This is a genomic window from Nostoc sp., from assembly GCF_036917535.1.
Classification (GTDB): Bacteria; Cyanobacteriota; Cyanobacteriia; order Cyanobacteriales; family Nostocaceae; genus Nostoc.
Genome location: NZ_JBALDA010000052.1, coordinates 11,699 through 25,258, shown reverse-complemented (window position 1 = coordinate 25,258; position 13,560 = coordinate 11,699). Strand labels below are relative to the sequence as shown.

Below are 13,560 nucleotides of genomic sequence, written 5' to 3'. Positions count from 1 at the left end.
TTATTTACTTCATTCCCCATAACCCATTCCCCATTTCTTACTCCCCATTCCCCATTTTATGGATTTAAAGTCTCTCATTCGTGACATCCCAGATTTCCCGAAACCCGGAATTTTATTTCGGGATATTACTACGTTACTGCGCGACCCAGAGGGGCTGCGCTATACTATTGACTTTTTAACACAAAAATGCAATGAAGCTGGAATAACAGCTGATTATGTCATTGGTATTGAGTCGAGGGGATTCATTTTTGGTTCACCTCTGGCTTATAAATTAGGAGCTGGTTTTATTCCCATCCGCAAAAAAGGGAAGTTACCAGCAGCCGTTTACTCAATTGAATATGAACTAGAGTATGGTACAGATTGCCTAGAAGTGCATCAAGACGCTTTACACCAAGGTAGCCGAGTTTTGATTGTGGACGATTTGATTGCCACAGGTGGAACTGCAAGTTCCACAGCAAAGTTGGTGCAGAAAATTGGCTGCGAACTAGTAGGATTTGGGTTTATTATCGAGCTACGGGATTTACAAGGGCGTACATATTTGCCAGACGTGCCGATCATCTCTTTAATTGAATATTAGTCATTAGTCATTGGTCATTAGTCAATAGCAAAACAACTGGCAAATGACGAAGGACAAAGGACGAAGGACAAAGAACAAATGACAAAGGACGAAATATAAATGACATCTACGAAAATTTCCTTGGAGATAGGTCGGGATTGGCTAATCGGGCTAGTCACAAGCGAAACTTTTGTTTATGTGGCAAAGCGGCTATTGCAGGCACTGCTAACTTTGTTCTTGGCGTCAGCGTTGTCGTTTTTCATCATTCAACTTGCTCCCGGTGATTATGTAGATACGCTGCGGCAAAATCCGAAGATATCCCCAGAAAGAATTGAGGAAATCAAACGGCAGTTTGGTCTAGATAAGTCTTGGCCAGAGCAATTTTGGCTGTGGCTATGGCGAATCTTGACCAAAGGGGATTTTGGCACGAGTTTTATTTATCAGCGTTCAGTGGCATCGCTGTTATGGGAACGAGTACCAGCGACTTTGCTATTAGCGATCGCATCTTTAATTGTCACATGGGCGATCGCCATCCCTCTAGGGATCTTTGCCGCTGTTAAACAAAATAAGCCAGCAGACCGGATTTTACAGGTGATTAGTTACGCCGGACAAGGCTTTCCCAGTTTCATCACTGCCTTAGCGCTGCTGGTTTTAGCCCAAATCACCTCGCCGTTGTTCCCAGTAGGTAGCATGACTAGCATCAATCACTCAGAACTGTCGTGGTTTGGCAGAATCTTAGATATCGGCTGGCACATGATTTTACCCACAATCGCACTGTCAATTACTAGTTTTGCTGGTTTGCAACGCATCACTCGCGGTGAATTATTGGATGTTTTGCGTCAAGACTACATCCAAACGGCTCGTGCCAAAGGTTTGCCAGAAAACCGCGTCATCTACGTTCATGCACTTCGCAACGCCATAAATCCTTTAATCACCTTATTAGGTTTTGAATTAGCTGGCTTATTAAATGGTGCCTTCATTGCCGAATTTTTCTTCAACTGGCCAGGTTTAGGGAGATTGACTCTACAGGCTTTACAAGCTCAAGATTTATATTTATTAATGGCAAGCTTGGTAATGGGCGCAGTACTGCTGATTGTTGGCAATTTAATCGCCGATTTGATGCTCAAAGCAGCTGATCCACGCATTCGCCTAGAAAATCTCAATTAGCAGCAATTCAAAAATCCAAAAAATCAAAACATATTGGGCGGTTTTTAGAGTACTGTCAGCTACCAAACAACAAACAGGTAGCCAGAGTGCAGATGTTCTTGAAGAAAGTGTTGCTGATTTCTCATGCTGTCTTGAATTTGGCTACTCTTAGTTTCAAGCTATTTCTGTATACTGCAAAATTGGGAATTGCTTTTTAACTAATTATTTTACCAAGATTCAAACTTAGTTTTTGCACTCGTATATTTAAGAGTTTTTTCTAAGCGGGCGGCGGGAATCGAACCCGCATTAATAGCTTGGAAGGCTATAGTTTTACCACTAAACTACGCCCGCAAATTTCCAACCATATAAATTTAACATAGTTTTTGCCAAAATTCAAGTATTTAGTTGGAATTGGTAGGTTGGATTTTGATCCTGACATATAGATTGCTCAATTCTGGTTTTGTGCCATCGTTATTGTAGGCAGCAATAAAGTTTTCTGTTTTGAAAACTTCATTGAGGACTTGCTCGTATGTGCTTTTTTCACTTTGCAGTGCTGCTGGTTCTATTTCTAGAACTACAGCTTGTTTAAAATTACCATTGTTATCGATTATTAAGCTAGCCAAGAGTTGCGCAGGCTCAAGTCCAGAATTGTGGACAAGAAAACTTGTGTCTAATTGTTTTGTGTTGCTTCCTCTGTATAAAGCGATAACGTCGGGTAAAACACCTTGTCGGAATCCTCTTGATTGTATCAAGCTAATCACTTCATTTTTAGATAAGGGAGCTACTATTGCTACCGATGCTCCCCCAGTTGAAGTTGCTGGAGTTTCCCTAGTCGAAGTTGCTGGAGTTTCCCTAGTCGAAGTTGTTGGAGTTTCCTTAGTCGAAGTTGCTGGAGTTTCCCTAGTCGAAGTTGCTGGAGTTTCCTTAGTCGGAGTTGCTGGAGTTTCCCTAGTCGAAGTTGCTGGAGTTTCTCTATTTTCGGGTTCTGAAACTGGTTGATTTGATGGAATACCTGTTGGTAGTTGCGTTCCTTTTCCCAGTTTAATTTCTTGACGACGCTTCCAAGGTAAATTACCGATTGGAACTGTAGGTGTCGATGTAACTTTAGGTGTAGGTTTCGGTGTGGCTTTAGCTATAGGTTTCGGTGTGGCTTTAGGTGTAGGTTTCGATGTTGGTGTGGAAACTATCTGTTGTCTAGAGGGTTTGCTATTAGGTTGAGAAGCGTAAATTCGGCTCTTTTTCTGGAGATTATCAGAGGAATTTATTGCGCCAAAATCTTCATTTTTAGGCGTAGTTCGTGCTGTTTGTGATGAACGTGTTGGTACAGACTTTTGAGTTGAGGATAGTGGCTTTGACGAAACTATTTTGGCTGTTGATTTTGATTTGATTATTGATTTTGTTTTAGGAGCAATGTCTATCAATTCAATGGGAACAGCAGATTGATTTTGCTGGGGAAACCACAGACTAAATGCATTAGATGAGCGCATCAGCCAGAACACCAGCAAGTGCAGAGAGACCGAACTGACAACAAAAAAAATCCACAAACCTGGTGAATCGGTGTGTCGTCTCCAGACCTTGGCTGGAATTGGAGTTTTGTCTGCAACCGATGGTGTCATATTATATAAACTGGATATGATTATGCACTTTTACTCATTGGTAATGCTTTAAAATACCAGTCTAAATTTTAGCGATTAACCATTACCTCTGGTGTAACAGCGAAAGTCAAAACTGTTTCATCTACTCCTTTAAGTTCTAGCGGCCTACCTTTAGTAATTTCTCCTTCCTGTAAATAATCTGCTACGGCAGCAGAAACCAGGATTGTACCGGGAACAGCGGCAGCTTGCAACCTTGCAGCAATATTCACACTTGGGCCAATAGCGGTATAATCGGCACGTTCAGCGCTACCAAACATCCCCACAACAGCAGTACCTTGGTGAATACCGCACCGAAACTGTACGCTAGTAAGTTTGTCGCTATCGAATACACCTTGCTCTCGCCAGCGCTGATTTAAGTCAGCCAGTGAGCGGTGCATTGCTCTTGCTGTATTAATCGCACGACGCACTTGTTCGTTAGGGGTTAGTTCTTCCGGCGCTCCATATAAAGCTAAGATAGCATCTCCCATAAATTTATCTACAGTACCGCCATTGCTAAAGACTACTTTAGTCATGGCTTCTAAATACTCATTTAACAACTCTGCAACTCGTCGGGATCTGAGAGTATTTGCTAGCTGTGTAAAACCCACAATATCGCTAAACAAAACTGTAATTAAGCGTGGTTCTGGGCGCAAATCTAACGTTAAATCTCCGGTTGCGGCTTTTTGCACCAATACAGCAGGCAAAAAGCGCTTTAGCACCGATTCTGTTAGATAAGTATTTAACTCCACAATTCGCCGTTCATTTTCTTTCAACGCTAAAAGATTCCGAACTTCCGCCAAAAGTTCCCGATCGTTAAATGGTTTTGCTAAATAAGCGTCCGCACCATGTTCTGTACCTTCGATGCGGGTTTCTTCATCTACTTTCGCTGTCAGCAGAATGATTGGTGTTCCTTTCAACGTCTCCTCATTACGGATCATCTGAATCATCTCAAGTCCGCTCACTAAGGGCATCATTAAGTCAGTCACAATCAAGCTAGGTATAATTTCCTTAGCTTTACTGTGCCCCTCATGACCGTTACGAGCCGTCTTTACATGATAGCCATTACGACGGAAAATCTCAGATACATAGGTTCGCAAATCGGGGTTGTCATCTACAACTAAAATTGAGTGCTGAGTTTTGAGTGCTGAGTCTTTAATATCAACATCGGCGGAGAGGTTTATTGTAATATCTTCAATATTTTTTGTTGTTGACTCTACTAGTTCTAAATCAGCCAATTCTACGCTAGCGCGGCTCGTATTTAGTTCGGTAGGCGTCTCTAGTATTTGCTGTGCAGGTAAATGAGCATTTCCAGTCACCAGCGATAAACTAAAGGTAGTACCTTCACCATAAACTGATTCTACAGTGACTTGACCACCATGTAATTCTACTAATTCTTTAACTAAAGCTAAACCCAGACCACTGCCTTCATAGGAGCGATTTGCTGAACCTTCAGCTTGGCGAAAGCGCTCAAATAGATGAGGAATTTGTTCTTTAACAATGCCAATTCCAGTATCTTGTACTTGCAAGATGCAACGATCGCGCTCAGATTTTAGTCTGATACTGATCGTGCCACCTTCAGGAGTAAACTTCATGGCATTTGACAAGAGATTATAAACCACCTTGTCAAATTTTTCCATGTCCAAGTACACCGTCGAACATTCATCTAGCTGGGTAATGAGATGCAGTTTCTTTTTCTCGCAGTAGGGACGAAAAGATTCCACTATTTGGCTGACAAATTCGACTAAATCGCAGGGATGGAAACTAGGCTGCATTCTTCCGGCATTCAGGCGTTGTAAATCCAGAAGTTGATTTACCAGTCGCAGCAGGCGGCGGGAGTTACGTAGGGCGATCGCACATTGGGAGTAAGATAATCCCTCACCAGCCGCCACCGCCGATTCTAAGGGCCCTTGAATCAAGGTAATCGGTGTGCGAAACTCATGGGAAATATTTTGAAAAAATTCGGTTTTTTGTTTGTCTAATTCCAGTAGGCGTTCAGCTTGTTGGCGAGTTTTTTGATACAAATGTGACTGCTGCACAGCGATCGCTGCTTGTGCTGCGACTGCTTTCGCTAACTCAATATCAGATGGCAACCATTGGCGAACTTTTTTACCTTCATGTAAAGTAATACTACCGATACATTTACCATCAGCCAATAATGGCACAAACATTAGCGATCGCGCTGGCATTTTTAAAGGCAAATCAAAACCCTGCACATCTGAAAGAGAATGGCTCACATTACCAATTACCACAGGTTCATGTGTCTGTAACATTTGTTGGAGGATGGGATTCTCCTGAATAGAAGCTTGAGAATAAGGTAATCTCTGGGTTGGTAGGTGATTATTGCTACTTAATCTATTTTCTAGGGCTGGCGAGCTAAAATTTTCTAGATGTTGAAAACTGTCATACAAGCCCACACACTCAACAAACTCATCTTCCTCTGTCCATAAAGATAAGACGCAGCCATCGACTTGTAAAGCTTGTCCTAATTGCTGGGTAATTGCCGCAAAAATATCTTGAGGATCTAAGCTAGAGCGAATTGCGCTTGTAATCGTATTAATCAAGCTCTCTCGCTTGGCAAGGGCACGTACTTGTTCGTAAACATAAGCTTGAGATAAAGCTAAGGCTGCCTGATCCGCTACCATCAACACTAACTGCACCTCATCATCTCCCCAAAAGCGAGGCAGAGAACACTGGTGCAATGCTAGCACTGCCATCAGTTCTTGTTGGCAGATCAATGGCACAACTAAACTAGAACAAATGTTAGCGGCAGCAAAAGCTTGCCCACGCTCGCGCAGTTCGGGAGTGTTACCGTGAATGCGCTCATCATCAATCGCATCGTGAATCACCTGAACTTCGCGGGTTTCCCACACCGTCTGAGCCAAAAGAGACAGAGGGGGAGCAGAGGAGGCGGGTACAGATGAAAGACCTACTGCTAGTTCTCCTTCGTTCTTCTGCATCTCTGCTTCTTCAGAAAGAGGCTTCTGATAAATAAACCCTTTATCCGCCAACTGCTCATCTTGGAAGGGACGTAGCAGACAAACATCCACCTCCAACATGTGACCCACTGTATCTACAATTGCTTGCAAAATTTGTCTGTAGTCTAAAGCACTGCGAATCGTATTGGTAACAGTATTCAGCAGCGATTCTTGACGCAGTGTGCGGGTAAGTTCGCGGGTTCTAGCTTTGAGGACATTGTGGGTATCCAAAGCTTGGCGTACGACTGCTTTTAGTTCTTCTGCTTCCCACGGTTTAGTGACATATTTAAAGACCTTACCAGCGTTGATTGCTTCCACCAGGTCTTCGACATCAGTGTAGCCAGTTAAAATAATTCGGATAATATCTGGATATTGAGTTGCTGTCAGGCTCAAAAATTCTGTACCGCTCATCATCGGCATCCGCTGATCGGAGATGATCACCGCGATCTCTCCCTCTTGAGCCAGCAGATCGAGGGCCGCAGGACCAGAGGTTGCCCTTAGCACCTTATAATCACGATAGAAAGTGCGGTAAAGCAAGTCAAGGTTGTCTGGTTCATCATCGACAACCAAAATTTTAGGCTTACTGTTTGCTTGGGATTTCATGCACCGCTTTCCTGCTGCAACGGCAGTCGGATAAAGAATAATCTGATCAGGTAAGGATTTTTCTGAGTCAGGTAAGAGCAGAGCATTTCGACCAATAAGGCTGTTTGGCTACATGACTGCTGAGTGTAGGAGCGTTTACTCACAGTAATTTGTCTCAATTGCTTGTACCGATTACCGTTTGCGTTGGTGCAGTGTAATTGCTTTCATTGTCAGTTTTAGTTTTACAGAGTCGACGCTTGCTTGCCAAATCTTTTTTCACCTCCTGTGAACAATGTCTGATAATACATACAGCGCTCATAGCCAGTTGAAAAATCCAAATAAAGCTGCATATTAAGTTTTCCCTTTGCAGCTGTTGTAATAACACTTGCAGGTAAATTTTATTTATGGTAGTCATGGTAGAGTCAGCCAAATTAGAACAATTAAGATTTAAAGTCAAAGTATACTATTAGACAAATACCTCTTTCTAATTTAGCAATCAGAACTATCATTAAGACAAGTGGTAGTCGTTGAGGAGTTAGAGATTAGGGATTAGAGAACCTTGCAGATTCTTGTCCCAGTACCTGTATAGCCTATTTGGATGACTTGGTAGCAAAGTAGTGTCAGTGTAGTGGCAACTGCAAAAACAAGTTCAGTACTGCAAGCAAGGGTGGTTTGAAACCAGAGTTTGCCAATAGTGTACTTACTTAACAATTTTGGAGATGCTGCTTACGGACAAGTTATGCTATTTCTCTGCCCAGTCGCTCAAAGTTTTATCACTTTACAGACGTTTTTATGGCAATCAGTTTGATATTCTGCCTACCTAACACAAGGGATGCAATGAATCTACTGAATTTAAAGTTATAGATTTATGAAGTTGTAACTTCTAATACTTTTTCAAAAATGCAGCTTATAAAACTTCAAACTAAAGTGTAAAAGTTTGTTTCATCTACAAGCAAAAGTGAATTAACAATACTGGTTCAGTTAAATCTCCTGGGCAACTCTAAAGTTCTGATTGAGTTTAAATTTTGTTTTAGGATATTTGAGAAAATTTTTGTTGAATAAAATCAATACTAAACTAGCCTTGAAATATCGGTTTTTTTATCCATACCACCAACAGCCAATTGATCCAGCTTCCTACCAATTCCAAATTCGTACAGCTACATCGGCTGATTTGATTGGTGTTGCCCAAATTATTACTGAAAGCTTTCACTCCCACAACGGTATATGGGGATGGGCTTTCCCGTTGCTACGTCTGGGTATTTACGAAGACTTAAGGCATCGGCTGGCATCACCTACGCTCCGTCATATTTGCTTAGTTGCCCTTGAATCTACTACTGATGAGGCTAATAACTTAGTGGGAAGTGTGGAACTAGGTGTACGTTATAGTAGTGATTCATGGAGCCAAGTTAGTGTAGGTTTTCCTTACTTATCTAATTTAGCAGTTCACCCAAAATACCGTAGACATGGTGTGGCTTCAGGATTGCTTACCAGTTGTGAAAAAGTCTCTCGCGAGTGGGGATTTCAAGACTTATATCTCCATGTTTTAGAAAATAACCATCAAGCACGACAGCTTTATTTCAAGCTGGGATATCGAGTGCATAAAGTCGAATCTAATTGGAATACATTTCTTCTAAGACGGTCAAGCCAGATGTTATTGCACAAGCACCTGAGTGCTGATTCCATTATCTGAATTTTGTTTTGGCAATTGTCAAGTTTTGTGTTCCATTCCAATTAATTCGGTAAAATCTATAACTTATAGCGGTATTAAACACAAACTTAAGTTAAACCATCTCTACCTTGAGAATTATAGTTCTTTTGACTTAGAGAAAGCTCAAAACTCAAGCCAGGACTAAATAATATACTTTTCTTAAGAACTTCAGGTTTTCAAATAGACAAGGTTTAATTATAAATCTAGCCAATCTTAGCTAAATCTCCAGATAAATCCGCTTTAATTTGAAGGAATTACTTGGTTTAGCAGGCAAGAGCTAACGATAAAGAAGGCTCTTTTAGTTATACTGAGTTTTTTTACACAATTAAATAAGAGTTTTATAGATCAAGACTAGAACATGTTTGTTAATCTCCGAAACAAGTAAATATCTTTTGATAATTTTTTCTCAAAAGAATATTTGGTTTAAAATTTTCACGAAAAATTCCCTCGTCCGTATAAACAAACTATCATTTTAGTAAATATTTTTAATATTAAAAAATGTTAAATTTATTTTTTAGGATTTATAGTTAATAATTTTTTTACAGGATTCGATATAGATGAAAATCGACTATAATGGGAACATACGCAAAATCGCATTGAAAGAAATCATTATTTCCTCATAATAACTTTGTAATTTATATACTCATCTTTATAAAAACTTTAAGAAAACATTAGTATAGTTTACAGACAAATCTAGTTATATCTCTTAAAATATAATCACTCAATTACTGAAACAACGCCTTTCTATTGCTATTTTTAGTTGAATTGACCGGAAAATCTTGATAATAAAAGAATTCAAAAAGTTGATTTGGTATAACAGCTAATTCGGTTTTAAAGTGCATACTACAACAACATTCATTAAAAGTTTAAAAAACATGGATAGCGAACAGCATCGACGCTATCAGACCTCTATGGTATCAACTTATTACCCTGAAACAACTTTCCTTGACTCTGTTGTCATGTCAGACGGAACTGAGCAATCGCAAAGCTCGGATATCCTTACACGTTTGCACAGTGGAGAAGTTTTCATCGTCAATAGTCGTAGGCGAAATGGATTAATACTCTTTAAACGCTACCATGCAGAGTTTGCTGGGCCTGGGGCTGCTGTGGGTGGGGATTACGATTGTGATTGCCAAAGGGCACTGCCTATAGGTAATCTTTCTTTATTAACTCCTGAATCTAATGAAGAACGCCAGAAGGCTTACTTGATTAGGCGACAGTGGATTCGATTAATCAAACAAATTACAGAAAACCCACTTCCTGGGCAGCGAGTCCAGAAAATTCTCGATCAATTTGAACAATACTTTCCACCAGAAATAGTGGCTCTTTTGCCGGATGTTGCTTTTGCTCTTTTAGTGGGTGTGCTGCCACAAACAGTGGGAGTAGTACGGCGTTTGGGCAGTGAGGTGAATAGCAGGTTTAATTACTGAGTAAATTGCTAAGATGACAAATTTGCCAAAGCAGCTTTTACTCGATTAACGGTGCGGGCGTTTTCCTCTATTGTTCCGACAGTAATTCGCAATCCCCCGCTAATGTGCCGCACAAGAGTGCCCAGTGTTCTAAGTTTCTGGTGGAAAGTTTTTAAAACAACTTCTTGTGAATTAAAACCATTTGGTTTGAGACGTAGGTAAATAAAGTTGGCAGTACTTGGGGTAATTTGTAGTTCTGGTTGCTGAGATAAAATTTCGATAAGTTTAGCTCGTTCACTCAGGGTTTGGGGAATTGATTCCAGCAACAATGTACGATTTTGTAAACCAACTAATGCTGCTGCTATGGAAAAACTAGGGAGATTGTAAGGTAAACGAACTTTTTCTAAGATAGCGATCGCTTTAGGATGAGCGACGCAATAACCAATACGGAGAGATGCCAATCGGAAAGCTTTAGAAAAAGTACGTAATATTACCCAATTAGGACGCTGTGCTAATTCACCTACTAAAGTAGTTTGACTGAATTCAAAGTAAGCTTCATCAATTACTACCAAAATATGCTCTGGCAAACTTCTTAACCATGCCAACTCTGCCTTAGTTAAACTGTTGGCAGTCGGCGAATTGGGATGTACTACGAAAACTACACGAATCGGAGGATTTTGAGTTTGTTCGAGCGCAGACTGTGCGGCGCTTATGTCAATTTCAAAATTTGTTTCATTTCTCCCCACTGCCACTACAGGAATCCCTAAAGTTTGCGCCAAAATTCCGTACATAGAGAAAGTGGGATTGGCAACTAAAATTGACCCTTCTCCTCCTAGACAGGTGGCGATTAATAAAGAGCGGATAATTTCATCTGAACCATTACCAACAGAAATATTAGCAGCAGTAAATAAGGATGATGAGAGGGCGGCTGACTGATTAACGTACTCAGCGATCGCATCCTTAAGTGTTTCATGTCCGCCATCGGGATAACGATTTGTTTCAATTACTTGCTGATACGTCCATGCCAGCTTCTCTTTTAACTCAGGTGGTAAATCGTAGGGGCTTTCATTAGTATCTAATCGATCGAACTGTGTGGCGACCGAATCGGCTGTATCGCTGCTAGGATGAGGTTTATAGGCGGTGAATTGGGCTAAATCTGACCGAATGAAGGGAAGCATAGTTTTAGTCATTAGTCATTGGTCATTAGTCATTGGTCATTAGTAACTAACAAAGGACAAATGACTAAGGACATTAGTTATGTGTAAGTCTAATATTTTACAACTTCAAGGTAATTGGCAAAAGAGGCGAATTGCTTGCCAAATTTCTTCCATAACATTACCCAAGGCGTGGTCACTGTCGAGTTCGATTAATTCCACCCAAGGACGTGATCGCGCAAAGTCACGACTAGCTTTGATCGGAATGACTTCATCCTTTTTGCCATGCAAAATCAATGTGGAGATAGAGCGTTGCAAAAGCTTTTCTTGATATTGGGCAGCATCTGTAACGAAATTGTAACTTAAGGAAAGCGATCGCTGCTCTCCATAGTGGTAGACCATAATATATTTTTCTTGCTGCCAATGCTGTACTTCTTCATCCCCTAATTTGGGCAACCAATGGGATAAAAACCCAAAAGCTGGTGCTAACAAAACTAAGCGTTGCACTTGTAAATTTTGTTGTCCCAAGTGGGCAGCGGTCAAACCACCCAAACTTGAGCCAATGAGCGTTACTGGTGTAGAATCATTGCTGAATTCTGCGCTAACTTGAGCAAGCTGACGAGTAATTGTCAATTGGGAAAAATCGCCAGCATTGAGATCAGGAATTTTCAGCTTTGTCTGAATTTGGATAAAGCGATCGCCTATATCCCGCGCTTTAGCAGATTTAGGGCTGGAAGCAAAACCGTGAAGATATATGTAGTCCAAAGTTGTAAATAGTTTGGAGTTAAAAATTATTGAGTGCTGATAAATTTTTATTTATCATTTTTTGTGACTCACTTATAATTCATAACTCACAACTCCTCACTCCTAAGTTTTATTAGCGCATTGTGACAAATTCCTCTGCCGATGAGGGATGAATGCCCACAGTAGCATCAAAGTCTTTTTTAGTTGCGCCCATCTTGAGTGCGATCGCCACACCTTGGATAATTTCAGCTGCACCTTCACCTACCATGTGAGCACCTAGAACTTTGTCGGTGTTGCTATCAACCACCAACTTCATCATTGTCTTCTCTTGCTTACCAGTCAAACTGTGATACATGGGGCGGAAGCGAGTGCGAAAAATTTTGACGGCATCACCGAGTTTTTCCCGTGCTTCGGCTTCTGTCCAGCCGACTGTCGCGGCTTCGGGGTTAGAAAATATGGCTGTGGGCACAGTTTCATGACTGAATTCGCGGCGATTATCCCCAAATTCACTATCGGCAAAAGCGCGACCTTCGCCAATAGCTACAGGAGTTAAATTGATTCGGTCTGTGACATCACCAACAGCAAAAATATTTGGTTGACTAGTTTGACTATATTCATTGACTGCGATCGCACTTGTGGTAGGGTATCCAGGCCCTTCGATAGAACTAGCAACAACATCAATCCCAGCGTTTTTTAAACCTAATCCATCTACATTAGGGGTTCGACCGGTCGCTACTAAAAACACATCAGCAATTAGTGGTTCTTGGTCGTCTCCTGATAAAGTTAGCTTCAACCCTTCTGAGACGCGTTCAATTGTTTTCACCACATTATTCTTAATCAAGCGAATTCCGTGGTTCATCATACCCTCTTCAATTTCTATGCGAACATCTTCATCAAACCCATTCAAAATCTTTTCACCTCTGGTAATTTGTGTCACCTCAGAACCCAAACCGCGCATAATACAAGCAAATTCCGTGCCGATATAACCAGCACCAATAATGACGATATGTTTTGGTTGTTCTTTTAAATGAAAGATTTCGTCGGAGGTAATGCCATGTTCCATCCCTGGTAAATCTGGCTTGACGGGACGCCCACCAACTGCAATTAAAATTTTGTCTGCTGTAACTTTACGTCCATCAACTTCTACAGTGTGGGGGTCTACCAATGTGGCGCGACCGGAAAATAGTTCTACTCCGGCTTTTTCTAAGAAACTGATGTGTAGTTGTGATAGTCGTCGAACTTCCTTATCTATAGATGTAATGAAATATTCCCAGTCAAACTCAACATTATCCACTTTCCAGCCATAGCCTGAAGCGTCACTGAACAGTTCGGGAAAGTGAGAGCCATAGACCATGAGTTTTTTGGGAACGCAACCGCGAATCACACAAGTGCCACCAACTAAATCATATTCAGCGATCGCCACTTTTGCGCCGTAGCTAGCCGCTCGTTTGGAAGCCGCCAAACCTCCAGAACCCGCACCAATTACAAACAGGTCGTAATCAAAAGTCATAAGTTTATGTTCTCTTTCGCAACAAGTTAGTTCCTGGGAACTTCACAAAACGTGATTGAACTATATAAGGATATCCGGTGAACGCTGTGTAAGTCCTGTCCTTGATTTAATCTAGCGTTAGCAGATGCTATCTGGTCGTAGG

General features: G+C 41.1%; 9 protein-coding genes and 1 tRNA gene. 4 read left to right on the top strand and 6 right to left on the bottom strand.

The window, feature by feature from the left end; all coding sequences use genetic code 11:
* Positions 1-58 precede the first annotated feature (58 nt).
* Both V7K56_RS17005 and V7K56_RS17000 read left to right on the top strand, forming a co-directional pair.
* Positions 59-577: an adenine phosphoribosyltransferase gene (locus tag V7K56_RS17005; protein ID WP_334912046.1), complete on the top strand. Its 519-nt coding sequence runs from the start codon at positions 59-61 to the stop codon at positions 575-577.
* A 99-nt stretch (positions 578-676) separates the two neighbouring features.
* A complete protein-coding gene (locus V7K56_RS17000; protein WP_334912045.1) occupies positions 677-1,723 on the top strand; it encodes an ABC transporter permease in 1,047 nt (348 codons plus the stop codon).
* Positions 1,724-1,982: 259 nt separating this feature from the next.
* On the opposite strand, the gene V7K56_RS16995 is transcribed toward V7K56_RS17000, so the two are convergent.
* The 3 genes from V7K56_RS16995 to V7K56_RS16985 all read right to left on the bottom strand — a co-directional run bounded on the left by V7K56_RS16995 (position 1,983) and on the right by V7K56_RS16985 (position 6,914).
* A tRNA-Gly gene (locus V7K56_RS16995) sits at positions 1,983-2,053 on the bottom strand.
* A 50-nt stretch (positions 2,054-2,103) separates the two neighbouring features.
* Positions 2,104-3,318: a hypothetical protein gene (locus tag V7K56_RS16990; RefSeq protein WP_334912044.1), complete on the bottom strand. Its 1,215-nt coding sequence runs from the start codon at positions 3,316-3,318 to the stop codon at positions 2,104-2,106.
* Positions 3,319-3,386: 68 nt separating this feature from the next.
* Positions 3,387-6,914, bottom strand: a complete 3,528-nt coding sequence (locus V7K56_RS16985; RefSeq protein ID WP_334912043.1) for a response regulator — start codon at positions 6,912-6,914, stop codon at positions 3,387-3,389.
* Positions 6,915-7,947: 1,033 nt separating this feature from the next.
* Between V7K56_RS16985 and V7K56_RS16980 the strand changes: the two genes are divergently transcribed.
* Complete coding sequence (locus V7K56_RS16980) at positions 7,948-8,583, top strand: GNAT family N-acetyltransferase (protein ID WP_334912042.1); 636 nt, start codon at positions 7,948-7,950, stop codon at positions 8,581-8,583.
* Between the two features lie 893 nt (positions 8,584-9,476).
* Positions 9,477-10,031 carry a hypothetical protein gene (locus tag V7K56_RS16975; RefSeq protein WP_289798997.1) on the top strand — a complete coding sequence of 185 codons (555 nt, stop codon included), beginning with the start codon at positions 9,477-9,479 and terminating at the stop codon, positions 10,029-10,031.
* An 8-nt stretch (positions 10,032-10,039) separates the two neighbouring features.
* Here the strand turns inward: V7K56_RS16975 and V7K56_RS16970 are convergent, their stop codons facing one another.
* The 3 genes from V7K56_RS16970 to gor all read right to left on the bottom strand — a co-directional run bounded on the left by V7K56_RS16970 (position 10,040) and on the right by gor (position 13,418).
* On the bottom strand, positions 10,040-11,188 hold the full coding sequence (locus tag V7K56_RS16970; protein ID WP_334912144.1) for a histidinol-phosphate transaminase: 1,149 nt from the start codon (positions 11,186-11,188) through the stop codon (positions 10,040-10,042).
* Positions 11,189-11,293: 105 nt separating this feature from the next.
* Positions 11,294-11,929: a YqiA/YcfP family alpha/beta fold hydrolase gene (locus tag V7K56_RS16965; protein ID WP_334912041.1), complete on the bottom strand. Its 636-nt coding sequence runs from the start codon at positions 11,927-11,929 to the stop codon at positions 11,294-11,296.
* A 112-nt stretch (positions 11,930-12,041) separates the two neighbouring features.
* A complete protein-coding gene (gor, locus tag V7K56_RS16960) occupies positions 12,042-13,418 on the bottom strand; it encodes a glutathione-disulfide reductase (protein ID WP_334912040.1) in 1,377 nt (458 codons plus the stop codon).
* Between the last annotated feature and the right edge of the window lie 142 nt (positions 13,419-13,560).